This is a genomic window from Pseudomonas profundi (assembly GCF_008638305.1).
In the GTDB taxonomy this organism is placed as follows: Bacteria; Pseudomonadota; Gammaproteobacteria; order Pseudomonadales; family Pseudomonadaceae; genus Halopseudomonas; species Halopseudomonas profundi.
In genome coordinates, this window is record NZ_VTPZ01000005.1 from 254103 (window position 1) to 280068 (window position 25966).

Annotated in this window: 29 protein-coding genes, 1 tRNA gene and 1 pseudogene; 10 read left to right on the plus strand and 21 right to left on the minus strand. The window is 56.6% G+C overall.

Annotation, left to right across the window (positions count from 1 at the left end; all coding sequences use genetic code 11):
• Nucleotides 1-83 precede the first annotated feature (83 nt).
• Both FZE95_RS09230 and FZE95_RS09235 read left to right on the plus strand, forming a co-directional pair.
• Nucleotides 84-725, plus strand: a complete 642-nt coding sequence (locus FZE95_RS09230) for a Yip1 family protein (RefSeq protein ID WP_150300566.1) — start codon at nt 84-86, stop codon at nt 723-725.
• A 403-nt stretch (nt 726-1128) separates the two neighbouring features.
• The gene (locus tag FZE95_RS09235; RefSeq protein ID WP_150300567.1) at nt 1129-1644 is read left to right on the plus strand and encodes a DUF4142 domain-containing protein; all 516 of its coding nucleotides are present in this window, start codon (nt 1129-1131) and stop codon (nt 1642-1644) included.
• 388 nt (nt 1645-2032) lie between these two features.
• Here the strand turns inward: FZE95_RS09235 and FZE95_RS09240 are convergent, their stop codons facing one another.
• The 4 genes and pseudogenes from FZE95_RS09240 to FZE95_RS09255 form a co-directional block, all read right to left on the minus strand.
• Nucleotides 2033-2479, minus strand: coding sequence for a PA2169 family four-helix-bundle protein (locus tag FZE95_RS09240; protein WP_150300623.1), 447 nt, complete (start codon nt 2477-2479; stop codon nt 2033-2035).
• Between the two features lie 80 nt (nt 2480-2559).
• Nucleotides 2560-2715, minus strand: a pseudogene (locus tag FZE95_RS19740) (YgaP family membrane protein); the annotation flags it as partial.
• A gap of 297 nt (nt 2716-3012) precedes the next feature.
• Nucleotides 3013-3237, minus strand: a complete 225-nt coding sequence (locus FZE95_RS09250) for a DUF2061 domain-containing protein (RefSeq protein WP_150300569.1) — start codon at nt 3235-3237, stop codon at nt 3013-3015.
• A 37-nt stretch (nt 3238-3274) separates the two neighbouring features.
• Complete coding sequence (locus FZE95_RS09255; protein WP_150300570.1) at nt 3275-3793, minus strand: ferritin-like domain-containing protein; 519 nt, start codon at nt 3791-3793, stop codon at nt 3275-3277.
• A gap of 348 nt (nt 3794-4141) precedes the next feature.
• Between FZE95_RS09255 and FZE95_RS09260 the strand changes: the two genes are divergently transcribed.
• The 3 genes from FZE95_RS09260 (at nt 4142) to FZE95_RS09270 (ending at nt 6603) form a co-directional block, all read left to right on the plus strand.
• Nucleotides 4142-5311: a hypothetical protein gene (locus FZE95_RS09260; RefSeq protein WP_150300571.1), complete on the plus strand. Its 1170-nt coding sequence runs from the start codon at nt 4142-4144 to the stop codon at nt 5309-5311.
• 9 nt (nt 5312-5320) lie between these two features.
• Nucleotides 5321-6052 (plus strand): DUF892 family protein, encoded by a 732-nt coding sequence (locus tag FZE95_RS09265; RefSeq protein WP_150300572.1) that lies wholly within the window; start codon nt 5321-5323, stop codon nt 6050-6052.
• Between the two features lie 89 nt (nt 6053-6141).
• Complete coding sequence (locus tag FZE95_RS09270) at nt 6142-6603, plus strand: hemerythrin domain-containing protein (RefSeq protein WP_150300573.1); 462 nt, start codon at nt 6142-6144, stop codon at nt 6601-6603.
• Nucleotides 6604-6704: 101 nt separating this feature from the next.
• Here FZE95_RS09270 and FZE95_RS09275 read toward each other — a convergent pair.
• The 13 genes from FZE95_RS09275 to aspS all read right to left on the minus strand — a co-directional run bounded on the left by FZE95_RS09275 (nt 6705) and on the right by aspS (nt 17477).
• Nucleotides 6705-6780: transfer RNA gene (locus tag FZE95_RS09275), tRNA-Lys, on the minus strand.
• 155 nt (nt 6781-6935) lie between these two features.
• Entirely contained in the window at nt 6936-7790 is an 855-nt protein-coding gene (ybgF, locus tag FZE95_RS09280) for a tol-pal system protein YbgF (protein ID WP_150300574.1), read from the minus strand.
• A gap of 8 nt (nt 7791-7798) precedes the next feature.
• Nucleotides 7799-8314 carry a peptidoglycan-associated lipoprotein Pal gene (pal, locus tag FZE95_RS09285; protein WP_150300575.1) on the minus strand — a complete coding sequence of 172 codons (516 nt, stop codon included), beginning with the start codon at nt 8312-8314 and terminating at the stop codon, nt 7799-7801.
• 42 nt (nt 8315-8356) lie between these two features.
• Nucleotides 8357-9637, minus strand: a complete 1281-nt coding sequence (tolB, locus tag FZE95_RS09290; protein WP_150300625.1) for a Tol-Pal system beta propeller repeat protein TolB — start codon at nt 9635-9637, stop codon at nt 8357-8359.
• A 29-nt stretch (nt 9638-9666) separates the two neighbouring features.
• Nucleotides 9667-10746 carry a cell envelope integrity protein TolA gene (tolA, locus tag FZE95_RS09295; RefSeq protein WP_223825015.1) on the minus strand — a complete coding sequence of 360 codons (1080 nt, stop codon included), beginning with the start codon at nt 10744-10746 and terminating at the stop codon, nt 9667-9669.
• The gene (tolR, locus tag FZE95_RS09300; protein WP_150300576.1) at nt 10743-11189 is read right to left on the minus strand and encodes a protein TolR; all 447 of its coding nucleotides are present in this window, start codon (nt 11187-11189) and stop codon (nt 10743-10745) included. The genes tolA and tolR overlap by 4 nt, the downstream gene beginning before the upstream one ends.
• A gap of 11 nt (nt 11190-11200) precedes the next feature.
• Entirely contained in the window at nt 11201-11872 is a 672-nt protein-coding gene (gene tolQ / locus FZE95_RS09305) for a protein TolQ (protein ID WP_150300629.1), read from the minus strand.
• 26 nt (nt 11873-11898) lie between these two features.
• Nucleotides 11899-12342 (minus strand): tol-pal system-associated acyl-CoA thioesterase, encoded by a 444-nt coding sequence (gene ybgC, locus FZE95_RS09310; protein ID WP_150300577.1) that lies wholly within the window; start codon nt 12340-12342, stop codon nt 11899-11901.
• Nucleotides 12343-12408: 66 nt separating this feature from the next.
• A complete protein-coding gene (gene ruvB / locus FZE95_RS09315; protein ID WP_150300578.1) occupies nt 12409-13452 on the minus strand; it encodes a Holliday junction branch migration DNA helicase RuvB in 1044 nt (347 codons plus the stop codon).
• 44 nt (nt 13453-13496) lie between these two features.
• Nucleotides 13497-14096, minus strand: coding sequence for a Holliday junction branch migration protein RuvA (gene ruvA, locus FZE95_RS09320; protein ID WP_150300579.1), 600 nt, complete (start codon nt 14094-14096; stop codon nt 13497-13499).
• Nucleotides 14097-14111: 15 nt separating this feature from the next.
• On the minus strand, nt 14112-14639 hold the full coding sequence (gene ruvC / locus FZE95_RS09325; RefSeq protein ID WP_150300580.1) for a crossover junction endodeoxyribonuclease RuvC: 528 nt from the start codon (nt 14637-14639) through the stop codon (nt 14112-14114).
• 140 nt (nt 14640-14779) lie between these two features.
• On the minus strand, nt 14780-15526 hold the full coding sequence (locus FZE95_RS09330; RefSeq protein ID WP_150300581.1) for a YebC/PmpR family DNA-binding transcriptional regulator: 747 nt from the start codon (nt 15524-15526) through the stop codon (nt 14780-14782).
• 172 nt (nt 15527-15698) lie between these two features.
• Nucleotides 15699-17477 carry an aspartate--tRNA ligase gene (aspS, locus tag FZE95_RS09335; RefSeq protein WP_150300582.1) on the minus strand — a complete coding sequence of 593 codons (1779 nt, stop codon included), beginning with the start codon at nt 17475-17477 and terminating at the stop codon, nt 15699-15701.
• A gap of 470 nt (nt 17478-17947) precedes the next feature.
• Here aspS and FZE95_RS09340 point away from each other — a divergent pair, with 470 nt between their 5' ends.
• Both FZE95_RS09340 and FZE95_RS19960 read left to right on the plus strand, forming a co-directional pair.
• Entirely contained in the window at nt 17948-18418 is a 471-nt protein-coding gene (locus FZE95_RS09340) for a Dps family protein (protein ID WP_150300583.1), read from the plus strand.
• Between the two features lie 191 nt (nt 18419-18609).
• Nucleotides 18610-19230 carry a cold-shock protein gene (locus tag FZE95_RS19960; RefSeq protein WP_306110134.1) on the plus strand — a complete coding sequence of 207 codons (621 nt, stop codon included), beginning with the start codon at nt 18610-18612 and terminating at the stop codon, nt 19228-19230.
• 24 nt (nt 19231-19254) lie between these two features.
• On the opposite strand, the gene FZE95_RS09350 is transcribed toward FZE95_RS19960, so the two are convergent.
• Both FZE95_RS09350 and FZE95_RS09355 read right to left on the minus strand, forming a co-directional pair.
• Nucleotides 19255-19470, minus strand: a complete 216-nt coding sequence (locus FZE95_RS09350) for a SlyX family protein (RefSeq protein ID WP_150300584.1) — start codon at nt 19468-19470, stop codon at nt 19255-19257.
• A 1-nt stretch (nt 19471) separates the two neighbouring features.
• Nucleotides 19472-19897 carry an HIT domain-containing protein gene (locus FZE95_RS09355; RefSeq protein ID WP_150300585.1) on the minus strand — a complete coding sequence of 142 codons (426 nt, stop codon included), beginning with the start codon at nt 19895-19897 and terminating at the stop codon, nt 19472-19474.
• Between the two features lie 266 nt (nt 19898-20163).
• Here FZE95_RS09355 and FZE95_RS09360 point away from each other — a divergent pair, with 266 nt between their 5' ends.
• The 3 genes from FZE95_RS09360 (at nt 20164) to FZE95_RS09370 (ending at nt 23924) form a co-directional block, all read left to right on the plus strand.
• Nucleotides 20164-21447: an OprD family porin gene (locus FZE95_RS09360; protein ID WP_163982995.1), complete on the plus strand. Its 1284-nt coding sequence runs from the start codon at nt 20164-20166 to the stop codon at nt 21445-21447.
• A gap of 156 nt (nt 21448-21603) precedes the next feature.
• Nucleotides 21604-23337, plus strand: coding sequence for a proline--tRNA ligase (locus FZE95_RS09365; RefSeq protein ID WP_150300587.1), 1734 nt, complete (start codon nt 21604-21606; stop codon nt 23335-23337).
• An 8-nt stretch (nt 23338-23345) separates the two neighbouring features.
• The gene (locus FZE95_RS09370) at nt 23346-23924 is read left to right on the plus strand and encodes a lytic transglycosylase domain-containing protein (protein ID WP_150300588.1); all 579 of its coding nucleotides are present in this window, start codon (nt 23346-23348) and stop codon (nt 23922-23924) included.
• A 245-nt stretch (nt 23925-24169) separates the two neighbouring features.
• On the opposite strand, the gene FZE95_RS09375 is transcribed toward FZE95_RS09370, so the two are convergent.
• Together FZE95_RS09375 and FZE95_RS09380 are read right to left on the minus strand one after the other, a co-directional pair.
• Nucleotides 24170-24631, minus strand: coding sequence for a TlpA disulfide reductase family protein (locus tag FZE95_RS09375; protein ID WP_150300591.1), 462 nt, complete (start codon nt 24629-24631; stop codon nt 24170-24172).
• Complete coding sequence (locus tag FZE95_RS09380; protein ID WP_150300592.1) at nt 24628-25908, minus strand: YihY family inner membrane protein; 1281 nt, start codon at nt 25906-25908, stop codon at nt 24628-24630. The genes FZE95_RS09375 and FZE95_RS09380 overlap by 4 nt, the downstream gene beginning before the upstream one ends.
• Nucleotides 25909-25966: the final 58 nt, after the last annotated feature.

The following is a 25966-nucleotide window of genomic DNA, read 5'->3' on the forward strand; positions in this document are numbered from 1 at the left end:
GTTCCCACGGCGTGAACTTAGCGCAACGCTATCCAGTCAACCGTAACAGGCCCAGCCTGTATTAATCACTCCAGGAGCTCGTCATGTTTCAATTATTGCCCAAGCTATTCACCTCTCCGCGCTCTGCCTGGCTGCCGATTCGGGAACACGCCGAGCAACACCCATGGGGCTTCCTTCCCGTTCTGCTCGTGTTGTCGGTCATTCCAGCGATCTGCGCCTATATCGGGACGGCACATGTGGGTTGGGAGCTCTTTGGCAGTGAAGACCCGACCTATCTCAATCAGGGCAGTGCGCTCTATCTCGCATGCATGGTTTACCTGGGTTTTTTGTGCGGCGTGTCGATAATGGCTCTCATGACGCGCTGGGTCCTGTTCCGCACACCGGGCCGGCCCACCCTGTTGCTTGCCTATACCTTCGCCACCTGCCTTTCCGTTCCATTGATGCTCGCCAGCATCGGCGCGGTGATACCTGTGCGCATGATGCTTCTGCTCTTCGCGGTGCTCGGAACGCTGTACTCGATAATTCTGCTGTTTCGCGGCCTGCCGGTTTTCATGCATCTCAAACGCAACGATGAAACGCGCTTTTACGGAGCCTGCATTCTTGCTGTTGGCTTTCTGGTGTTTTTGACTAATGGCTTTATTTTCATGGAGCTGTGGTGGCAGCCCCTTAGCGGCGGTGAGTACATTAGCGAGCCCGCCGAATCAGACGATTTTTCACTGCCATGAGCTCAAGGGTCGGCCTCCCGCTGCTACCGACAAGCCGGGCCGACCCGATCATCACTCCAGGCGATTCAATAGTCCGCGATATATCCCAGTAAGAAAAGTTCAGTTCGCCAGGAACTTCGATTCATTCCAACAAGCATCCGCGGCTTTACGAACTTTTGCATAAATAACCAATCCATATTACCGAGAAGGGCATAACGCTCGGTCCATACACTGGTGTACGGAGGGTTTGAGATACGGCTAGATGACGTTCCGGCCCGTTTGTGTTTTGGAATCGGATCAACGCTTGCCTCGTATAAATGCAATTTTTTACTCCCGCCAGAAGCTCCTCGGATAATGCGAGCTCGTGTAATCCGCAAGATCAGCTTCTAGGCCTAATCAATCAACAAACCGAAGGATAACTACCATGACCAAAGTGAATTATATCAAGAACGGTATGCTCGCAGTGATTCTCGGACTCTCCGCGTCAACTTCCTGGGCGCAGGATATGGATGCGACAGAGTTTGTTGATGAAGCAACTGCAAAAGGCATCGCCGAGATCGAAGCAGCTAAGCTTGCAATCGAACAAGGCGAAAGCTCGGAAATCAAATCTTTTGCTGAACGGATGATCGAAGATCACACCGAGATGAACCAGAAGCTTAAGGAACTCGCCCAGGAAAAGAATCTCGAAGTTTCCGATGATGCCACTTTGATGGATCAGGCCAAAGCGATGATTCTTGAAATGCGTGACGGTGAAGGTTTTGACGACCATTACGCTAGCAACCAGGTAAACGCCCACGAGCAGACCATCGAACTGTTCGAAAACGCTGCGAAGAACCTGAACGATGAAGAGCTCCAAGAGCTTGCCAAAGACAACCTTGAAACCCTGCGCGAACACCTCGCCAAGGCCAAGGAGCTTGAAGGCCAGACTGAAGCTCAGTAATCAGACGGTCCGGGGAGGCAGCGCTAGCGCGCTGCCGCAACCCGAAGAGTACTTCCCTGCCCGCCCCTTCCCGCAGCATCAGACCACCTCAGCTCATCCCTACCCTGACTCTCTGACTTCAGAGTCGATCAGTCCGCCCAAGCGGCATTAACTGTTAGCTGTAACCGGGCAAACCGGTCAATCCATCGACACTTGAGTGTAGTGTGTATAACGGGTCGTACCACGCGAAGGTGGTTCGCGTCGGGAGGGGGGCTAGGCGATCGATCGAGGAGGTTAGTAGGCAGCCATTCTGGCGCTTGAACCTCAGACGACAGGAACATGCCCCTCCTTTTTTCAATACGAACACAAAAAAGGGCAGCCTGGGCTGCCCTTGTCCGAACCGTATCGATCAAGCCTTGTGACTATCGCGCAATGCTTTTACCTGATCGTGGTTGCGCAGAACACCGTCATACTGGCGCTGCACGACCGCCCGTATATCGGTTGGTAGTTCTTTGTCTAGCGCTTTCTTATAGCTCTTCTTGGCTACATCTTCCCCGCGCTCACACTCATTCAGAACTGCCTGATCGTCTTTTCCGGTAATTGCCGATTTTATATCGACCCAGCGGCGGTGCATATCGCCACTCACGCTGGTGCTATCCTCGGGATCACCACCAAGCTGAAGCACCAGGGCTTGCAGCTCAGCAGCTGCCTTGCCACATTCCTGGGCTCTCGCTGAAAAGGTGTTCTTCAGATTTACGCTTTGGGCATCTTCGGCACAGGCTTTAAAACCAGCCTCGCCATCTTTGCTGGTTTCGATAAGATCGTTAAGCGTGGAAATTACGTCTTTAGTGTCCATGGTCGTCATAATTGACTCCTGTTTCGAACGAAAGTGTATCTAGCCTGGAAGCCGCAGCGAGACAGGCTTCAACCCGTCTTCTGCATCATTTTTTTCTTCATCTCGCAGTGGCCCGTATAACCGCGATAAATAGCGGCGCCGCCCATGGCCAGACTGATCAATCCAAACAGTCCGCCCTTGCGCAGTCCTTTGCCCACCAGCAAAGCGCCGCCCGCGACAGAGGCCACACGCTCCATACCGGTCACATTGATGTCGCTGGATGAACCGGATTTGGTCACACTGGATGAGCCGGATTTGACCGGAGGCGTCTGGGCCTGAGTGGAAGGGCCAGCATTGGGCGTTGCGGAAGTTGCCGTAACATTCCCTTGAGGCTGATTTGTCTGAACCATAAGTGTTCCCCTTTGATGATATTAATGAACATATGCCAGTACCGGAACGGGACGTTGCCACCTCTAATAGAGACTCGTTGATCCCCCGGTGGTTCAACGACACGGCTTTATGCTCATGAATAAACAAGACTAAATTGTGGAGGTCTATTTAGTGCGGCGGCCAAGATTGCCATGACCAAGACCTTTTTGCGGACTCCGTTCGGAGCCAAAACGCTGCCACGCTCGCTCATGGAAGTAATACGCCACGGTATTTACCATCGGTTCTACCAGAGCGATGAGGCCGCCGGTGATTACGCTCCCGGTAAGCAAATAGGCAACGGTGAACGCAACGGTGAAATGAACAACTGCGAAGGTAAATGTCTTCAGCATTCCACTCCCGAAAAAGGCAGGCCGTAGCCTGCCCCTATTAGCGTTTGGCCGTCGTGTCCGGCGCGGCGTCACGAGTAAGATAGGCTTGGGTCAGTTCCGGAAGATGGTCTTTAAGCCATGCTGCCATAGCTTCTTCCTGAGGCAGAATCTGCTCGCAAGCGCGCTGTGTTTCAATATCGCCGGTGGCTTTCGCTGCAGCAATAAGGACAGTGTAGGAGGCTATTTCCATATTCTCGAATACGTAGCCAGACATAGCGCCCTTGATAACCTCGTCACTGACGAACATGCCAGACGCGCCTTGGCCGAACGCCATGACCTTGCCCCCCATATCCTTGATGGTTGAAGGACTTGCATTCAGCCTCGCCAGGCAGCCGTCCAATAGCTTCTGCTGGCCCAGAGTTTCCTCAATATGCTGATCGATACGGGCCTTTAGCTTCGGATAATTCTCCAGCCGAGACGATTGCGCTTTCAACATGGTCTCAGCCTGTTGTTCCATCGCATGTGCGTCACGCAGCCAATCCACGAGGTTGTCAACTTTTGCATTGCTGTCGGTCATCGGGGTGCCCTCTTGATAGGTGATCCTGTAATTGAGAAAGGCTGAGGACAACGAAGTTCCGACCTGGTGAATTCAAATCTTTTCCGCCGACTTTTAAATCAGTGTATTAGGCGCAACCTGAACGGCTCGTCTCATTTTCCGGACGGATATTGCACGGCATCCAGGCATACCAAAGTTGGAGACCAGCGATGCGTTACTTGGTTCTATCCGTTCTTCACTGATTATTCCAAGAAATTAAAAACGGGCACTAAGAACCATTTGATATATAAAAACTATGAACGTTCTTGCTGGTTAAACTTCTACTTTGTACTACCACATCAACGTGCCATTAACCGTCTGGAGGCATTCATGCACGGACTTTCGGGAATATTCGACAACCAGGGCGTTCCGCTTGAAAAGCAGGAATTCTCCTGGAAGGACATAGCCAGTAAACCGATCAGCAAACTGGACGATGATGCGTTTACCCGGGTGCGCGTGATACTTATGAATGGTATCGAGCAGGATGCACTGCGTTTAAAGCATATCGGCGCAAGAATGAACAAGTCACTGCGGCTGCCCCTGGCCCAGGTCCGTCGGGTGGAACAGCACCAGATGACTGCCATAAACTGGCTTCTATCCTCGGATCACTCTCCACTGGAAACCACTGTCGCCTACGAGCAAGTCGCGATTGAAGTGACCGCAGCCGTGGCTCAAAACGAGCCTGACCCGTATCAGGCGCAGACCTACCGCTTCGGACTGCTGGAGGATTTCGATCACCTGTACCGCTACTCCGCCATGCTCGACCGGCTGGAGGGAAAGGACGCTAACAACATTCTGCAGGGCTATACCGACATCATCCCCGGCCGTCCCACCTCCGAGCATCACCGCGCCCCTGAAAGCGACCTGCGCGACAATTACGAGAGAGAAAACGCCGCGCTCATCACCAAGATTCACGCAGCCATGATCACTGCTGCGGAATATCAAACACATGATTACTACATGAATATCGGCCCGCTGTTCGCCGACCCGGTGGCGCGTCAACTTTATGCTGAAATCGCCTCGGTGGAAGAGCAGCACGTTACTCAGTACGGCTCGCTCATGGACCCTGACGAATCCTTCCTGGAAAAGTGGCTGATCCACGAAGCCATGGAAGTCTATAACTATCAAAGCTGCGCTCAACAGGAGGACAACCCTCGCATCAAGGCCATGTGGGAGCGCTTCCTGGACTACGAACTGGGTCATTTGAATCTGGTCTGTGACCTGTTCAAGCAATACGAGCGTCGTGATCCGGCGGAGATTATCGGCGGGTCCGTACCCGCAATGATCGAGTTCAAGAGCCAGCGCGAATTTGTTCGCAAGGTGGTATCCGAGGAAGTCAATCTGCGCACTTCGGGCAACAAATACGTGCCCAAACAAGAGGAAAGCCCGCTATCGCTGGCTTACCGCACCCAGATGAACACCCCGATTATCCCGGCCAACATAGTCTCAGCAGGCTATAACTGGCGCCCGGGTACCGAATTGGCAGAGAAAAAATCCTAGGAGGCTTCCATGGTGAGTTCAGCAAAAATGGGCCATAACCTGACCGGCGCCCAGATGTCCCCAAAAGACACCGCAAAGATGGCAGAGGCAGTCGAGCATTACCCGGCGGATGTCCCGGGCAACGCATCAGACCTCTTGATTGCCCGTCGTAACGAAACCAACGAATCCGGCCGTATCGGATCCGTACCCGTGCCGGGTTCTGCAAAGGGCATGCTCAAGTCCACCTTCGAAAAGATGATGGGCAAGAACCCGGAAGTCCTGATCGACAAGCTGGGTGAACGGCTTGCTTACGAGCGTACCGGCGTGCGGCTTTACGAAGCCGCCATTGCCAAGGTTCAGGCACTCGATACCGGCGCCGGCGCACCCCCGGACCTGCTAAAGACCTTGCAAACAATACGCAACGAGGAGGAAGAGCATTTCCACCTGCTCGTTGCAGCAGTGGAAAAGCTCGGTGCAGATCCGACTGCCATGACGCCCTCGGCCGATGTCGCAGGCGTGATCGCACTAGGCGTAATGCAGGTGCTTACTGATCCACGCACCAACATTTCGCATGCACTGAACGCGCTCCTGACCATCGAACTTGCGGACAACGCAGCCTGGGAACTACTGATCGAAATGGCAGAAAGTGCGGGGCAGAAAGATATCGCCAAGAGCTTCGGCAAGGCGCTCACCCAGGAAGAACAGCACCTCGCCAATATCAAGGCGTTACTCAGACAGGACCAGCTCAAGCAGCTGTCCTGATAAAAATAGCCTGAGCCAGGGCCTGGGCCGACATGATCGGCCCTTTTTTTCCGCACTGTCCGTCGCGGAGCCGTCGATGAGGATTAGCCATGAATGCGATAGACCTGTTGATTCAGGATCATGAAAAGCTGAAAAAACTGCTCGAACAGATCAGCTCGACGACCGAGCGAGCCGCCAAGACACGCACTGACGTACTGGCGCAGATCGAGACCGAGCTGCTCAGCCACACCCGTATCGAAGAAGAGATTTTCTACCCAGCCTACCGCGACGCTAGCGACAAGGAAGGGAAAAAGATGTTTCACGAAGCAGTGGAAGAGCATCGTGCGGTCAGCGAACTGGTGTTACCCGATCTGCTGAAGACGCAGCCTGACACCGTGCAGTTTTCCGGCCGAATCAAGGTGCTCAAAGAGCTGCTTGAACATCATATCGAGGAGGAAGAAAGCGAGATGTTTCCCGATGCCAGAGAGGTGCTCAAGGACGAGGAGCTAAACAGGCTAGGCGAGGAAATGGAGACGAAGAAAAAATCCATCAAAGCTGAAATGAAGAAGTAGGCACAGGCTGAGGTAGTCAGGCTGGCGCAGATCAAGAGCCTGGCTCACCTTCAACACCAACGGAAAACCGAAAGAAAAGACACAGCGGGGGAATCAAAAAATGGTGGGTCGTGTAGGATTCGAACCTACGACCAATTGGTTAAAAGCCAACTGCTCTACCAACTGAGCTAACGACCCCTTTGATGCGCGGTATATTACTGATTTTGCACAGAAACTCAAGAATTTTTTGCGCTTTTTTTCCAGGGTCCGCTACCGCTTCGTCGCGAGCCAAAAAGCAGTAATCCGAAGGTCCAGAGAGACGGCAGAGCGAGCGCCCTGCCGAAAGAGATATCCTAACCGAGGTTGTCCAGGTCGCGCCGCGCGAGTTGTGCAGCTGAAGAACCGGGATGCTTGGACAGAACTTCCTGATACAGCTGACGCGCCTTGTCTGCATTGCCTAGACGACGTTCGACATCAGCCAGCTTGTACAGGGCGTCTGCTTCTTTCCGATGGCCCTGAAAGTTGCTGATGACCTGAGCGAAAGCGCGACCCGCTGACTCCAGATCAGACTGGGCCAGATGGACCTCACCCAACCAGTACTGCGCGTTTCCAGCGTATGTACTGTCAGGATAGCGACGCAGAAACGCATTGAACGCCATGGCTGCTTTTTCAAAATCGCGGGTCTTGACCAGGTCAAAAGCCGCCTCGTATAGCAGTTTCTCGCGTTCAGGATCTGCCGGCGCCTGCTGGCTCGGCGCATCGGGGCGGTTCGCACCTGATTGCTGCTGCGCTGTCGGAGCGTTCGCCGCTGGTGCCTGGTTGCTCGGCGGCTGAACGGTCGCAAGCGGATCATCAGGCGAGCCGTTGGCCCTCCCGTTACGCGGTAATGCTGTAGTACCGCCCGTCATTGATGTTAACCGGCGGTCGAGATCCTCGTACTGGTCAAGCTGGTTCTGTTCCAGCTGTTTCAGTCTATGTTCCTGCTCTTCAAGCAGGCCACGCAACATCGATACTTCCTGCTGCAGTTGGTCCACCTGCTGCATGAGCTGGCCCTCGATAGAGAGCCGGCCCCCGGAAGTCGCGGGTGCAGGAGTGGCTGGCTGGCTGGGGCGTGCACCGCCCGAGCTGCCATCGATGATCGGTGCCTGTGCCAGGGCCGCTAACGGCGACAGCAGACAGACAAACGCAACACTCCTGAACCCTTTCATGCGACCTCTTACTTACGCAGTTCTACGCGACGGTTCTGAGCCCAGTCTTCTTCGCTGGAACCCAGTGCATCCGGCTTCTCTTCACCGTAGGAAACCAGCTCCAGCTGTGCCGGAGAGACGCCCTGAAGAACCAGATAACGCTGAACCGCACCGGCACGACGCTCGCCCAGAGCCATGTTGTACTCGCGGGTGCCACGCTCGTCAGTATGACCTTCGAGGACTACACGATTTCCTTCGGCTTTCAGGTCCTTGGCGTGAACGTCCAGGGCGCGCATGGCTTCCTGTTTCAGGTCAGCGCTGTCGAATTCGAAGTAGAAGGTGGTGATTGCACGCAGAGCGGCTTCTTCGCTGGTCACGCCGTCATCCGCCGAAGAGGGAGAAGTGCTGGTGTAACCGGCGTTCGGGTCAACTGCCCCGGTGCCAGCGCCAGTACCGGACGCATCACCACCCTTGGAGGAACACCCTACAACCACACCAAAAGCTACGATCAGAGCTGCTGCTTTGCCGAACTTGATAACTTCCATCATAAAACTCCTGAAACCCCATACGGTTTGTGTTGTTGCACCCTAAGGCAGGTACGGTGACCATGAAGGCACGCGCAGGTCGGTGAACTGTGTCGGTATGACCGACCGCGCACGACCGTTAGTCGAGACCAGCATGAGAACGCCTTTTCCCTGTTGACGGGTGGCATAAATTAACATAGTGCCGTTGGGAGCGACAGTAGGCGACTCATCCAGCGACGTTTCTGTCAAAATCCTCAGATTGCCGCTCTTCAGATCCTGAGTGGCAATATGAAAATTACGGTAGCCCTGCTGCCGGTGAACCATGACCATGGTCTGCCCATCCACCGAGAGCTTGGCATTGGCATTATAGTTGCCAACAAATGTCAGGCGCTCCGAAGAACCGCCGTTTATATTCTGTTTGTAAATCTGTGGTCGCCCACCCCGATCGGAAGTAAACACGATCGTATTGTTATCCATCCAGGCCGGCTCGGTATCGATTCCGTAATGGTTGGTCACCCGCCGCATATTCTTGGTGGCAAGGTTCATCACATAAATTTCTGGATTGCCGTCCCGCGACAACACAAACGCCAACCGCTCACCATCAGGCGACCACGCCGGAGCACCGTTGAGGCCCTCAAAGCTGGTGATACGCTCACGCCGCCCCGTCTGTACGTAATGAACATAGATCTCGGGCCGGCGCGACTCGAAGGATACGTAGGCAATACGTTGACCGTCCGGGGCATAGGAAGGCGTCAGGATCGGCTCCTTCGATTGCAGCAGGGTCACGGCACGTGCGCCGTCATAATCCGAGCGCTGCAAGGTAAAACGCGTGTTCTCCGCCGAGTGACGCTCGGCAGCCACGTAGAGCAGCTTGGTGTTGAACGCGCCCTTGATGCCCGTGAGCTCCTCGAAAATTTCATCGCTCATATGGTGCGCCATATCACGCAGCTGCCGCTGGGTACCGCTCACCGTCTTGGACAACAGAACCTCTTCGCGAGCCACACCGTAGAGCACATATTTTATTTCGAAGCGGTCAGCCGACGGATTGGTAACGCGGCCAGCCACTACGTACTGCACGCCCAACGCATTCCAGTCCCGCGGGAATATCTCACTGGCCTGGGTCGGATAGCTGAGCATGTTGCCGCGATCAAACGGCACGAACATACCAGTATGACCGAGGTCGTTGCCGACAATCTCAGCGACGTCCTCTGGCAGTGGCGACGAACCCTGCCACCCAAGAGGAACGACTGCGACCGGCGTTGCCTTGTCCGTACCACGGGTAATTTCAATGGCATTCTGTGCCATTGCAGTCTGGGCCATGAACAGTACGGCCACAGCCGCCATCCACAACCGGGTTAACTTCGCTGCTTTTCTCAAAATGACAAATCCTCTGGCCTGAATCGCAGGGTCAGGTTACGGAACCTGCGATCGAACGTTGTTGGATCTTCCCGCGACAATTGTTGCATTTCCGGGATCCGTCCCACATTACGCACCGCCTGCACTGCCGATTGGTCAAAGCCCGCATCACCGCTCGAACGAGACACTACCGCATCGGTAATCTGCCCGGTGGGCAGCATGCTGATCTTCACTTCTACCACCATACCGTTCCGCGCGGTGGGCGGTCGACGCCATTGGGCGCTAACGTAACGCCGTATGACGTCTTCGTAGCTGGCCGCAACTTCATCGCCCACCTGGTTGGCCTGGGCCTGCTGATACTGTGTTTCATCCGCCAGCAACTCGGCCAGCGCTTTGGCCCGGGCGTCTTCCTGCTCGCGCTTCTGTTTTGCGACGCGATCGGCTTCAGCCTTCTTCTTTGCCTCTTCGGCAGCCTTTTTCTTGGCGTCCTCGGCAGCTTTGTTCCTGGCCGCTTCAGCGGCTTTCTGCTTGGCGGCTTCTTCGGCTTTGCGTTTGGCGTCTTCTGCTGCCTTCTTCTTCGCAGCTTCAGCCTCGGCAGCTTTCTTGCGGGCCTCTTCCTCAGCGGCCTTGCGCGCGGCATCCGCTTTACGCTTGATCTCTTCTTCAGCCTGTTGCTTGGCTTTTTGCTCGGCTTCGGCGCGTGCCGCAGCAGCCTGTTGCTGCTGTTCGGCCCGGGCTGCTTCAGCTGCGGCGGCAGCGGCCTGCTTCTCAGCCTCGGCGGCGCGCTGCGCGGCCTCCTGCTCTTGTTGTTGCTGCTGTTGCTGCTGTTCCAGTTCTTCCGCTTCGTGTCGCGGCGCAGCAGTGCGCGCCGATTCGCCGGCAATCTGCTGATCCGTCTGGTTGGTCGCCGGGCTCTTCGAATCCAGCTGCACCAGGGTCGCCTGCACAATGGGCTTGGCCGGTTCAAACTCGGGTGCCGACGAGAACGAAACGAACAGCATCATCGCCACCAGCAGGTGTAGCGCCAGCGCCTTCAGCAGAGGCGCAGCGTAACCTGCCGAGTGCTCTTCCGGTGTCCGGTCTTCGCGCGTATTCACGGTGCCTCGGTAATCAATCCGACATTGGGAACGCCAGCCTGCTGCAGCGTTGCCATAGCGGTTACCACGATGCCGTAATTGGCCGTCTCATCGCCCCGTATGTATACCAGCGTATCCGGTCGGGCGTTGATAATCTTGGTCACCTTCTCTGACATTTCTTCGAGGGACACAGCGCTCTCGCTCTGATTCTCGGTATCCACTGCTTCACCCAGATTCCAGTAATAGGTACCGTCCGCCAGAACAGACAAGGTCAGCACCTGCTGATTGCTGTCGGAGGGCAGTACTTCGCTGGACACCTGAGGCAGGTCGACCTTCACGCCCTGGTTGAGCATGGGCGCGGTCACCATGAAAATCACCAGCAGCACCAGCATGACGTCGATATAAGGCACGACGTTCATCTCGGCTACTGGCTTGCGTTTACGGCGTCTGCCTTGCACCTGCATCGTGACTCCTGTTATTCGTCCCGGCTATGCACGCGGCGGTGCAGGATGCTCGAGAACTCGTCAGCGAAAGTGTAATAACGGCTGATCAGCGTCTCGGAGCGCGCAGAGAATCGGTTGTAGGCAATCACCGCAGGGATGGCCGCGAACAGGCCCATGGCCGTAGCGATGAGCGCTTCGGCGATGCCCGGTGCAACCGTTGCCAGCGTGGCTTGTTGCACGGTGGCTAGGCCGCGGAAGGAATTCATGATTCCCCATACCGTGCCGAACAGACCCACATAGGGGCTGGTCGAACCGACCGTCGCCAGAAAAGACAAGTGCTGCTCGAGCTTTTCTTCCTCGCGGGAAATGGCCACGCGCATGGAGCGTTGCACAGCCTCCATCACCGCCTCCGGGTCCACTCCGGCCTGTTGGCGCATCCGGGAGAACTCCTTGAAACCCGCGCGAAAGATCTGTTCCAGGCCGGAATCGTTATCCGGGCTGCCGGTCACCTGACGATACAGTTTGGACAGGTCTATGCCGGACCAGAAACGGTCTTCGAAATTCTCCAGCGCGGCCTTGGCCGAGCGAATAGTGGTGCTACGCTGGAAAATCATTACCCAGGACACTACGGAGGCGGCTACCAGTACCAGCATCACCAGCTGGACCAACAGACTCGCACTGGATATCAGGTGCCACATCGACATTTGATCAGCTTGCACTCTTGCCTCTCCTAACTCGGCCGTACAGGTGCTGCCTTGCAAGCCAGAAAAGCTTCGCTCAAGGCAGCTGGAATTTTTATGGGCTTGTAATGGTCTGCACTTACACAGGCCACCAGAACTTCGCCCTCACATAATACTGATTCATCCGCCCGTTTGACCTGCTGGCGGAATCGGACGCTCGTTCGCTTGCGTTCCAAGACCTCCGCGGTGATGACAAGTTCGTCATCCAGCCGGGCGGGCGCGTGATAGCGAGCTGCTACCGAGTGCACTACGAAAATGACGTTATCGCCCTGCAATCTGCTCTGGTTGAAACCCAGGCTGCGTACCAGCTCGGTTCGCGCCCGCTCCATGAATTTCAGATAGTTGACGTAGTAGACGATGCCCCCGGCATCGGTGTCCTCGAAGTAGACCCGGGCCCGTATGGAAAACGGTGTCCCTGAAGTGTCAGCGCGCATAATGTAGATACAACCGAAGCTCTTGCATATAGAAATTCTCGGGGAAGCGAAAATATTTATTCTGCGTCAGCCGGGATCGAACAGGTCCCGCGACATCTGCTCCATTTTCGCCGGAAGATCGAGGCCAAAATACAGGTAGGCGTGCCGGGTCACAACCCGCCCGCGTGGCGTGCGCATAATGAATCCTTGCTGGATCAGGTAGGGCTCGAGAACATCTTCGATAGTATGCCGTTCCTCACTGATCGCCGCCGCCAGGCTATCAACGCCAACTGGTCCGCCGTCAAACTTGTCGATCATGGTCAGCAGCAGCCGCCGATCCATATGATCGAAACCCTGTTCATCCACATCCAGCAGATTCAAGGCCTTATCGGCTACTTCCTTGGTGATCTTGCCCTGGCTGCGTACTTCGGCGAAGTCACGCACTCGACGCAGCAGGCGGTTGGCGATACGCGGCGTTCCACGCGAACGGCGTGCAATCTCCCGGGCGCCGTCCGGATGCAGATCCAGCCCGAGGATCCCGGCGGAGCGGCCGACAATCACCGACAGATCGTCCACTCCGTAAAACTCCAGACGCTGAACGATACCGAAACGGTCACGTAACGGATTGGTCAGCATCCCGGCGCGGGTTGTCGCCCCGACCAGAGTGAAAGGAGGCAGATCAAGCTTGATCGAACGCGCCGCTGGGCCTTCGCCGATCATGATATCGAGTTGATAATCCTCCATCGCCGGGTAGAGAATTTCCTCCACCACAGGCGACAGACGGTGAATCTCGTCGACGAACAGCACATCGCCGGCTTCAAGATTGGTCAGCATCGCGGCCAGATCCCCGGCCCGCTCGAGGACCGGTCCGGAGGTGCTTTTAATCTTCACGCCCATTTCCTGGGCAATAATATTGGCCAGAGTGGTCTTGCCCAGACCGGGTGGGCCGAAAATCAGCACGTGATCCAGCGCCTCGCCGCGACCCTTGGCTGCCTTGATGAATAATTCCATCTGCTCGCGCACGGTTGGCTGGCCGATGTAGTCGGCCAACCGGTACGGGCGAATTGCCCGGTCTATCACTTCTTCCTGTTGCCGCGGGGCGGCAGCAATCAAACGGTCTTCTTCCAGCATGCGGTGTCCGTGGCGATTAATGTCTGGCGGTAGCGCTGCAGCTGCTACACCATGCCTTTGAGTGCACGGCGAATCAACTCTTCGCTGCTCAGTCCGTCTTCTTCTACTGCTGCCACCGCCTTGCTCGCCTCCTGCGGCTTATAGCCAAGCGTGATCAAAGCGCTGACCGCATCGGCCGTCATCGACGGCGCGGCAGCCACACCGGTCACCAGTGGCTTGAACGATCCGGGCATGGCCTCCCACGCTTTGAATCTATCCTTGAGCTCGACCAGCAACCGTTCGGCAGTTTTCTTGCCGACGCCAGGCACCTTGACCAGTGCACTGGCGTCCTGGGATTGCACTGCACGTACCAGCTCGTCGACGTCCAGACCTGACATCAATGCCAGCGCCAGCTTGGGCCCGACACCGTTGAGCCGTATCAACTCCCGAAATAAAGCCCGATCCCGCTTTGCGGAAAAGGCATACAGCAGCTGGGCGTCTTCACGCACAACCATATGCGTGTGCAGGGTCGCTTGCTCGCCCAATGCCGGCAGCTGATAAAAGGTGCTCATGGGCGCATCCAGCTCATAGCCCACCCCATGCACGTCCAGCAAAATATGCGGCGGTTGTTTTTCCAGCAAAACGCCTGTCAGCCTGCCAATCACTAGTCATCCTCTCAATTAACGACGACGCACTCGTCCCGAGCGCAGCCCGATCAATCCGCCCCCCAACTGTGCATGCAGCGCGGCGGAATGGGCATGACACAGCGCAATGGCCAGCGCATCGGCGGCATCGGCCTGTGGCGTACCAGACAGTCCCAACAGCTGGGTGACCATGTGCTGCACCTGCGCCTTGTCCGCCGCACCCGTCCCGACTACCGACTGCTTCACCTGCCGCGCAGTGTATTCATGCACATCCAGGCCCGCATTGACTGCTGCAACAATCGCCGCGCCACGGGCCTGGCCCAGCTTGAGTGCCGAGTCGGGATTACGGGCGAGAAACACCTGCTCGATGCTCAGAATGGTCGGCTGGTAGTTAGTGATCAATTCGGACAAATGCTCGAATATCTGCTGTAACCGGCCTGGAAAGGGCCCATCGCCCAGACGAATGCATCCAGAGGTCACATACTCGCACTGCCCTGCCCGCTCACGAACGATGCCGAAGCCGGTTATCCGCGAGCCGGGGTCGATACCCAGTATCAGGGCCATGTATCTCGTTTCCTTGAAGTCGCCGGCATCACCGTCCGCGGTGTGCCTGCGTGGTCATACCGCCAAGATGCCCGATATGAAAATGGGAGGCAACGCCTCCCATGATGTGCCGAGGACAGACCCTCTGATCGCCGCTTTGATCAGCTCATCTGCTCGAGTACGTCATCCGGAATGTCGGCATTGCTGTATACGTTCTGCACATCGTCCAGATCTTCCAGCATGTCGACCAGACGGATCACTTTCTCTGCGGTATCCATATCCAGCGTCGTAGTCGTTGACGGGATCATCGCCACGTCCGCCGACTCGCTGACAAAACCACCTGCATCAAGCGCATCCTTCACCGCACCGAACTCTTCGAAGGTGGTGAATACATCCAGCGAGCCGTCAGCATTGGTCACCACATCTTCGGCACCGGCTTCGAGCGCAGCCTCCAGCAACGCCTCTTCATCAACCCCGGAGGCGTAGCTGATCTGACCGCGACGGGTAAACAGATAGGCTACCGAACCATCAGTGCCGAGATTACCACCACACTTGTTGAAGGCGTGGCGTACTTCGCTGACGGTGCGATTGCGGTTATCGGTCATGACCTCAACCAGAATCGCCACCCCACCCGCGCCGTAGCCTTCATAGGTGAGTTCCTCCATGTTGTCGGCATCATTACTGCCGGCACCACGGGCTATGGCTCGATCGATGGTGTCGCGTGTCATGTTTGCCGTCAGCGCCTTGTCAACCGCCGACCGCAAACGCGGATTGTCCGCCGGCACCGGCCCGCCGAGCTTGGCAGCCACGGTCAGCTCACGAATCAGCTTGGTAAATACCTTGCCCCGTTTGGCGTCCTGAGCCGCCTTGCGGTGCTTGATATTGGCCCATTTGGAATGCCCGGCCATAAAGACTCCGTACTTGATTAAGGAGCCCCTGAATAACTGCTGCGCTCGGCCATGCTGCGTTGAAATCCTACTCAAAATGCTCATTTACAATACGTAAACTCCGCTCTTTCGTAGGATTTCGCCTTGCCTGACCTTCGCTCGCGACGTTCTTCAAAGACTCCTAGGTTCTACTTCAACCTTCAACCTTCGGCTGCTCGCGCAGGCGAATATGCAGCTCGCGCAGCTGCTTGGTATCAACCATACCCGGCGCCTGGGTCATGACATCCGCAGCGCTCTGGGTTTTCGGGAAGGCAATGACTTCACGGATAGACGCAGCGCCAGTCATCAGCATCACCAGACGATCCAGACCGAATGCCAGACCACCGTGCGGCGGTGCACCGTATTTCAGTGCGTCGAGCAGGAAGCCGAATTTCTCCTGCTGTTCTTCGGCGCTGATGCCCAGGATGCCGAACACGGTCTGCTGCATGTCCTTGCGGTGGATACGAATCGACCCGCCGCCCAGCTCGGTACCGTTGAGCACCATGTCATATGCACGTGACAGTGCGTTGGCCGGATTGGCCGCCAGCTCTTCAGCTGTACACTTGGGCGCGGTGAACGGGTGATGCAATGCACTCAGGCTACCGTCGTCGTTCTCCTCGAACATCGGGAAGTCGACGACCCACAGCGGTGCCCATTCACAGGTAAGCAGTTCCAGGTCATGGCCAAGCTTGATACGCAGCGCGCCCAGGGCCTCGGAAACGATCTTGGCCTTGTCGGCACCAAAGAACACGATATCGCCATCCACTGCACCAACCCGATCGAGGATGACGTTAAGGTTGCCCTCGGGGATGAACTTGACGATCGGCGACTGCAGACCATCGAGCCCCTTGGCGCGCTCATTGACCTTGATATAGGCAAGACCCTTGGCACCGTAGATACCAACAAACTTGGTGTAGTCGTCAATCTGCTTGCGCGGCATGCTCGCCCCGCCTGGCACACGCAATGCAGCAACGCGACCCTTGGGATCAGTCGCCGGGCCGCTGAATACCTTGAATTCAACCTTATCCAGCTGATCAGCCACGTCCACCAGCTCCAGCGGGTTACGCAGGTCCGGCTTGTCCGAGCCGTAGCGGCGCATGGCTTCTTCAAAGCTCATGTGGGGAAAGGCGTCGAGTTCGAGCCCGAGCACTTCCTTGAACAGCCCGCGAATCATGCCTTCGGTCAGACCCATGATGTCCGCTTCGTCGAGAAAGCTGGTTTCGATATCGATCTGGGTGAATTCTGGCTGGCGGTCAGCGCGTAGGTCTTCATCGCGGAAGCATTTGGCGATTTGATAGTAACGATCAAAGCCGGCCACCATCAGCAACTGCTTGAAGAGCTGGGGCGACTGCGGCAGAGCAAAGAAGCTACCAGGGTGGGTGCGGCTCGGCACCAGATAATCGCGGGCGCCTTCAGGGGTCGCGCGGGTCAGAATCGGCGTTTCCACATCCAGAAAGCCGTTCTCGTCCATATAGCGGCGAATGCTGCTGGTGATGCGCGAGCGCAACTTGAGCTTTTCAGCCATCTCCGGACGACGCAGATCGATGAAGCGATAACGCAGACGCGTTTCTTCACCCACGTCAGAGTATTCATCCAGCGGGAACGGCGGTGTTTCAGCCTGATTGAGCACTTCGAGCTCATAACCCAGCACTTCAATCGCGCCGGACGCCATGTTCGGGTTCACCGCCCCGGCAGGACGCGGACGTACCTTGCCGCGTACCTTCACCACGTACTCACTGCGCACCCGGTCAGCGGCGGCAAAAGTCTCTTCGCGATCAGGATCGAAAACCACCTGTGCCAGACCTTCGCGGTCCCGTATATCGAGAAAGATCACCCCGCCATGGTCGCGGCGGCGGTGGACCCAGCCGCAGAGTGTGACTTCCTGGTCCGCCAGCGTTTCGTTCAGCTGGCCGCAATAATGGGTACGCATCATGGTGTGGTGTTCCTGTAGTCGACGAATCGGGCTGAGTTGGGCGGCGCCGCACAATGGCCGCCAGTCCGCTCGCATAAAAGCGCCATAATATACCCGAATTCGTCCCGCCGCGGGGAGAGCTCTGCTGAATCGATTGCCGCGCAAGCACACACCGAAACCTATTCAGCGATACGGCTTCACAAAAGCGAAATGCGTTCGTTCGCGCAACCATGCCGAGCCTGTCAGGCGTCAGGTAACCTCGAATGCAGGCGCGGCTGGCAAAGAAGGGTTGAGCACTGCATCACACTCCCTATACTGGTTGCAGCTAAGCAGCCTCGAGCAACGTCGTTTAGGCAGGCCGACGAGATCTGGATCGAACGAAAGGGGACCGGGCTGACACCCACGCCCCTCTCTTATGTGAGGTCCCTCCGCGGCATGGCCTGCGCATCCGTTCGAGAGGCTCCTTATGTTCCACCAACCAAGGAGTCCCCATGAAAATTGATATTGGTATTTCCGAAGAAGACCGCTCCACCATTGCCGACGGTTTGTCGCACCTGTTGGCTGACACCTATACGCTGTATCTGAAGACCCACAACTTCCACTGGAACGTCAAAGGCCCGATGTTTCAGACCCTGCACATGATGTTCGAAACCCATTACAACGAACTGGCGCTGGCTGTGGACGATATTGCCGAGCGCATCCGGACCTTGGGTTTTCCGGCGCCGGGCACCTACAAGAAGTTTGTGGAACTGAGTTCTATAAAGGAAGAAGAAGGCGTACCCGATGCCAAGGACATGATCCGTCTGCTGGTTGAAGGACACGAAGCCTGCGTACGCACCGCGCGCGGCATCTTCCCATCCTGCGATTCAACCAATGATGAGCCTACCGCTGACCTGCTGACCCAGCGCATGCAGTTCCATGAGAAGACCGCATGGATGTTGCGCAGCCTGCTGGAAAGCTGAGCACCAGTGACTGACGTTTGTTCGCGGCCGCGACGAAACGACAGTAATCCCCTGGCTAAAAGCGGGCCTGGTCCTGCTTTTAACCAGGGTCGACCTTCGTCCATTTTGTGACACCGGGTGTTTCAGGTTAGAGTTCGCACCCGGCCATAAATCGCCGTTTGCCGGTTTATTTTATTGTCATGAATCTAAGGATGAACAACTTGAACAGCATTCGTTATCTACATCTCTTAATCGGTCTGGTGGCATTGTTCACCGGGCTGTATTTCAGCATTCCGCTCTTTTCCCAGGCTGGCCCGATCGATCTGGTTGCCCTCGCCACGCTGTTGCTGGGTCTGATCAATATGCAACAGTTCAACAATGCTGCGGTGCCTGCTGCCTCAGGACGGCGCATCGCCTGGGTCATCGCTGGCGTTCTGCTGATTATTGCGACCGTGATCCCGCTCGCCGTGATGTTCGGGATTGCTGCTGCGGAACCCGTGATGATCTATGCGCTCGCCATGGCTATTGTGGGTGTCTGTATCAGCACTATTCTTGTTCTGATCAGACACCTGACCCGCTCTGCTTCAGGTCGAGCTTATGAAGACGACACCTACGAAGAAGATGACGACCGCGAAGCCGGCACAGTGAAATGGTTCAACACCAGCAAGGGTTTTGGCTTCATTTCCAGAGACCAGGGCGAGGATGTCTTCGTGCATTTCCGCGCGATTCGCGGTGACGGGCATCGCATCCTGGTAGAAGGCCAGCGCGTGGAGTTTGTGGTGGCGCGCAGAGAAAAAGGCTTGCAGGCGGAAGACGTCACTATCATCGACTGATCCTCCGCCTGCATTCAGCGGTGATCAGTAATGCGGCGGCGGTTCATCGTCCGCCGCTTCTCCCGGCATGGAAGCTGCCAGGTCTGCCTGGCGGCTGGCTAATAATTCCACCGCCCGGCGCAGGGTATCGAGTTCCAGTTGTTGTTTGCCCACCATATCGTTCAGGGCTTGAATAGTGTCGTCCTGAAAAGCCATTTTGGCTTCCAGTTCGTCAATACGGTTTTCCAGTTGCTTGCTCATGTCATACCTCCGCAAATACAAAGTCGGTTGACAGGACGGCTTGCAGCCTGCCGATACGCTCCTGGCGTTCTGCTTCCTGGTAAGGCTTCGCCGGATGTTTGCCCCAAACCGGCGAAGGCCACGCCGCATCATCACGATACCGCGCTATATGATGAAGATGTAATTGACTGACCATGTTCCCCAGCGCAGCTATATTCAGCTTATGAGCAGCAAAGGCATCCTTGATCGCTTCGGCTAACAGGCAGGACTCGTCCAGAAGTTGGGCCCTGTCCGCCTTATCCAGCTGGAATATTTCCTGGACTTCTTCGCGCCGCGGGACTAATACAAACCAAGGATAGTTCGCATCATTGATCATGAGCAAACGACTAAGCGGATAATCTCCTATCAAAATGCCATCATGAGCGAGTTGCGGATGAAGTTCGAACATATGCCCCCCAGAAAAGATCTAACCATGAATCGAATAGTCGAGTTCAGCCACGGAACGGAGCGAGTTATCCTCGCCGCAATCGCATTCATCGCTAGCCGGCTTCTGACACCTACTGCTACGACAAACTTTGGGCTTAATAAGTCAAGGAGCGATGTCGGAATCTCGTTCTTTCACACCTACCTCTTTAGTGCTTTAATGTTACCGGATAATAATAAGGAAAAATGGTTCCGTTGAACCTCGAAGCTTTTTTACTGAAGGAGTACACAATGAAAAACGCTGTCAAATGGAGTTCCCTCGCTCTGGCCGTGGCTATGGGTAATGGGGTGATTGCATCACATGCGCTGGCACAAGAATCCACTCCCGGTGTAGGCATTGTTGAAGGCGCAACTGCGACCTTGAGCAGCCGCACAATGTATTTCAATCGTGATTTCCGTGACGACGACGGCAATGCTGACGGCATTCGGGAAGAAGCAGCAACGGGCATGGTGCTCGATTTTCAATCCGGTTACAGCGAAGGCCTGATCGGCTTGGGCTTCGATGTGACTGCCATGGGCGGCTTGAAGCTCGACAGTGGTAGCGGCAGAACCGGAACAGGCATACTGCCAGTCGATCCTGATGGCAGCGCGCCCAACGAATATGCGGAAATCCGCGGCACTGTAAAAGGCCGCATTGCCGAAGATACAGTTCTTCGTTACGGCACGCATTTCGTAGAGAACCCCGTGGTCGCCTATGAAGACGCCCGCCTTCTGCCCAACCACTATTATGGCTACAGCGTAACCAACGAGTCGATCGAAGGATTGTTCGTCGAAGCCGGTCGCATGACGGATCGGGGCGAGATGGCTGGCTCATCACAAACTAATGATGGTTATCGCATTTCCACTGACGATTACAGCTATGGCGGAGATGTCAGCTATCTAGGCGGTAGCTACACCTTCAATGATGCTTTGGCAGCCACCCTCTATACCTCCAAGGCTGACGAGCTTTGGAAGCGCCATTTCCTTGGCCTCGCTCATACCGCAGAGCTGACTGACGCGCTGAGCCTGACCACCGAATTGTCACATTACAACACCTCAGATGACAGCGGAGCAGAGGCAAACTTCGATAACGACGCGACCTCGCTAGCCCTGACGCTGGGCGCCGGCAATCATGGCTTCACCGTGGCGTATCAGCGTATGAACGGTGACAGTGGGTACTCCTACCTAGATGGCGCAGTCTTCCTGGCGAACTCGGTTCAGTACTCCGACTTCAACGCCAAGGACGAGCGCTCCTGGCAGGCCCGTTATGACTATGACTTCGCCGGTCTGGGCATTCCGGGACTGACCTTCATGACCCGCTATATCACCAGTAGCGACATCGATACCGAATACGAAGGTGTCGAACGGGACAGCCGCTGGGAACGCGACACCAACATCAGTTACACCGTGCAGAACGGTACGCTCGAAGGCGTCAACATCCTCTGGCGCAACGCGACAGTACGTCAGGCCGCCGCCTTTGACGGCGACATCGACGAGAACCGCCTGATCGTCTCCTACTCCTGGGACCTGCTGTAACCCAGACTGTAGTTGACTGAGAAACCCGGCTCCGGCCGGGTTTTTTATTGTCCGGGCAACACCCCGACAGGCGCCGGGCCAGGCTATACGCCGGCCAGTCACAACCGTACAATACCGCCGATAAATCTGACCTTGATCTCAGGACCCTCCTTCCCTATGCGTACCAGCAAATATCTGATCTCCACCCTCAAGGAAACACCCGCGGACGCTACGGTCATTAGCCATCAACTGATGTTGCGCGCCGGCATGATTCGCAAGATCGCCTCCGGCCTGTACACCTGGCTTCCGATGGGGCTGCGGGTACTGCGTAAAGTCGAGAAAATTGTCCGCGAAGAGATGGACAACGCCGGCGCTCTGGAAGTACTGATGCCGGCCATCCAGCCCGCCGAACTCTGGCAGGAGTCCGGCCGCTGGGAACAGTACGGCCCCGAACTGCTGCGCCTGAAGGATCGCCACGACCGCGAATTCTGCGTGGGTCCGACGCATGAAGAGATCATTACCGAGCTCGCACGCAACGAGATCAGCAGTTATAAACAATTGCCGCTCAACCTGTATCAGGTGCAAACCAAATTCCGCGACGAGATCCGCCCCCGCTTCGGTTTGATGCGCGCCCGCGAATTCACCATGAAGGACGCCTATTCGTTCCACATGGACCAGGCTTCACTGCAGCAAACCTACGATGTTATGTATCAGGCCTACTGCAATATTTTCAGCCGCCTGGGCCTGGATTTTCGCCCGGTAGTGGCCGACAACGGCTCCATCGGTGGTGAAGGCTCGCATGAATTCCATGTACTGGCCGAGTCCGGTGAAGACGCCATCGTTTTTTCGGATTCCGGCTCCTACGCCGCAAACATGGAAAAAGCCACAGCCCAGGCGCCCTCGGGTGATCGCCCGGCTGCCAGCCAGGAGCGTCAGGTGGTAGATACCCCCGACCAGCTCACTATCGAGGCGGTCAGCCAGTTCCTCAAGGTTCCGGCACAGCAGTCTGTGAAGACGCTTATCGTGCTCGGCGCTGCCGAAAAGGACAAGCCGCAGCCGCTGGTTGCGCTGATCCTGCGCGGCGACCACGAACTCAATGAGATCAAGGCCGAGAACCATCCGGCTGTCCACGCGCCCCTGACCTTTGCCAGCGAGCAGCAGATCCAGCAGGTAATCGGCTGCAAACCCGGCTCGATTGGTCCGGTCGGGCTCAGCATCACGGTTATCGCCGACCATAGCGCAGCCTGGCTGGCCGATTTCGTGTGCGGCGCGAACGAAGACGGCAAGCACTTCACAGGCGTGAACTGGGAACGCGACGCCCAGTTCAGCGAAGTGGCCGATCTGCGCAATGTGGTCGAGGGCGATACCAGTCCGGACGGCAATGGCACCTTGGTCATCAAGCGCGGCATTGAGGTGGGGCACATCTTCCAGCTTGGCCGTAAATACAGCGAAGCGATGAACTGCCAGGTGCTGAACGAACAGGGCAAGACCACTACCCTGACCATGGGTTGCTATGGCATTGGTGTATCCCGCGTTGTCGCCTCGGCTATCGAGCAGAATTACGATGACCGCGGCATTCTCTGGCCGGACGCCCTGGCGCCCTTCCAGGTGGCGTTGATCCCGATGAAAATGGAAAGCTCGGAAGCAGTGCGCGAGAAAACCGAAGAGCTCTACGCAGCGCTGCAGCAGGCCGGTATCGATGTGCTGATGGATGACCGCGACAAGAAGACCAGCCCTGGCGTCAAGTTTGCCGACATGGACCTGATCGGCATACCGCACCGCGTTGTGATCAGCGATCGCGGCCTTGCTGAAGGCCAGCTGGAATACAAGTACCGCCGGGACAAGGACGCACAGAACCTGCCCGTCGCAGAAATGCACGATTTTCTGCTCGGACAGATCAACAGGGCCTGATCACAGCCATGATCCGGCTGGCCACATGGATAGTGACCGCCCTGCTTCTCGGGCCCTGGTCCGGCGCTTCTGCCAATGCGCCGGCCGCGGTTGACCCGGCGCTCAAGGCTGCACTCATTGAAGCGATTGCCGAAGCCGACAGTTTTGATGATCGCTTCGATGCTGAAGTCTGGCTGCTCGACATGTCCACGCGCATGCGCCATTACCTGCCCGATGAAAGGGAGCGGCTGCACTTCCTGCGTCAGGTTCACAGCCAGGCGACCCGCGCCGGCCTCAAGCCGGACCTGGTACTGGCCGTCATTCATGTGGAAAGTCTGTTCGATCGTTACGCCCTGTCGCGTGTTGGCGCGCAGGGCGTCATGCAGGTCATGCCGTTCTGGAAGAACGAGCTGGGGCGTCCGGAAGACAATCTGATCGATCTGGCGACCAACCTGCGCTACGGCTGCACTATCCTCAAATACTATCTGGACCTTGAAAAAGGCAATCTGCGACGGGCCCTCGGCCGTTATAACGGCAGCCTCGGCAGCCATAAATATCCGGACAAAGTGCAGGATTACTGGTACAGCTACTGGTACGTCAAGGATTGAGGCATTTCGGTCTAACCCCGGGGCGTCTCGCAGACGCCGTCGGGCCGGGGGCGACCCTCCTACAATGAGCAGAGTAGCGCCGTGCACATACCGGTGGGCGTGTCGCCCTCGGCACGACGCTGGCCGGCAGGCCAGCCAATAACGCTCGCCCGCAACACCTAAGGTCGAGCTGGCGCCCGACCTTCCCGGAGAATCGTTCAACTCATAGCTGTGCTTAGGGGCATCTCGATTATCGGTTAATCAATTCACGGAGCCCGGTCCGCCTCGCTCAGCGCTGCCAACAAGGCCGCCTCATCCTGCGGACCCTGCAACGTACGGATCACCTGCCCTTGCTCATCCAGCAAATAGGTGGTCGGCAAGACCTGTGGATGCTCCAGCTGCATTGTTTCGGCAAAATCCTTCCCCAGTACCGGAAAGCGAATGCCCATTTCGTCGCTAAGCTGCGTCAGGGCATCTCCGTCGATTCCGTCAAAATTGATACCCAGCACCGCAACGTCCGGCCGCGCCTCGGCCAGGGCATTCAGCTCAGGCAGTTCGTCCCGACAAGGCCCGCACCACTCCGCCCAATAGTTGACCAGCATCGGGCGCCCGGACAATTCCTCCTCGGTAATCCGGTTGCCGTGCTGATCCTGCCAGCTATTGCCACTACAGGCGCTCAACGCAAACAGCAGACCGACTGGCCAGAGTCGTCGAATAAGCTTGATCATTTGGTCTCCTTGTCATAACCAGAGTGAGCAGGCTGCCCGGCATGTCCGGCATGTCCGGCGCCACATAGCCAGCTTTTCAGGCTGCCGCCCATGATCTCCCGGCGCTGATTCTCCAGTTCGGTGACAGCGGCAACGAAAGGCGGATACCAGGCCGGATCGCCTGCCAGCTGGCGCGGCATTTTACCCGGCCCGGGGATGGCTTCCGGTACCTTGGCCAGAAAATCAGCCAGATCAATCTCTGCGAGATCACGGCTCAGAACAAAACCACCCTGCTGCACCCGGGTAATAATGCGTTCAGACTCCAGCCAATCGGTCATCTCCAGCCATACATCTTCGCGAAATTCCCATCCTGCCTCTTTTGCCCGATCCAGGTGCACGGACTGGCCGCGGCTGTGCGCATCGAGAAATATTCGCAACAAGCCCAGCAGGTAGACCAGCCGTGGATATACGGGCCGCTTCCAGGCCTGACTGTTGGCCAGGTTGGCCACCAGCTCCGCACCGAACAGGATGATCACCCAGCTGATGAAAATCCACAGCAAAAACACCGGGAACGCCGAGAAGGCGCCGTAAATCAGTTCATACCCCGGAAACAACCGCAGATACAGGCCGAAGATGGCCTTGGCACTCTCGAACAACAGCGCCACCAGGACACCGCCTGCCAATGCATGCTTGAAGGGCACCCGCGTGTTTGGCACGGCCATGTAGGTCAAGGTGAAGGCCGTCATGCTCAACAGTAACGGCACCCACCTCAGCATCCATCGCCCGGCTTCGGCGAAGACCGCGCCTTCACGCAGCAAGGACATGGAAGCAATGTAGGTGCTCACGGCGAAACCTGCGCCCAGCAGCAGCGGCCCCAGGCTGAGTACCGCCCAGTACAGCAGAAAGCTCGAAATGCCGCGGCGGCGCTGGCGCACATGCCAGATATCGTTGAACGAGCTCTCGATCTTCAACATCATGATGAAGGCGGTAATCATCAGCGTAGCAATGCCCACCCCGGTCAACTGGCGCGCCTGTTCCGAAAACCTGAACAGGTACTGGCGCAACGCTTCGCCGGTGGAAGGGACGAAATTCTGGAAGATGAAATCTTCGATCTGTCCGCCGACGTCACCAAACTGGGGAATAACCGCCAGCATCGCGTAGGTAACCGTCATGATCGGAACCACAGCGAACAGCGTCGTATACGTCAGAGCAGCTGCTGTCTCCATGCAGTTATCGACGAAGAATCGTTTGACCAGATAACGTAAGAAATGCACCGATTGTTCCAATCGAGGCTGCATCACGGCTCCCTGACAGCTGGGTTTATAACGCTTAGAATAGCCATCATACCTGCCGCGA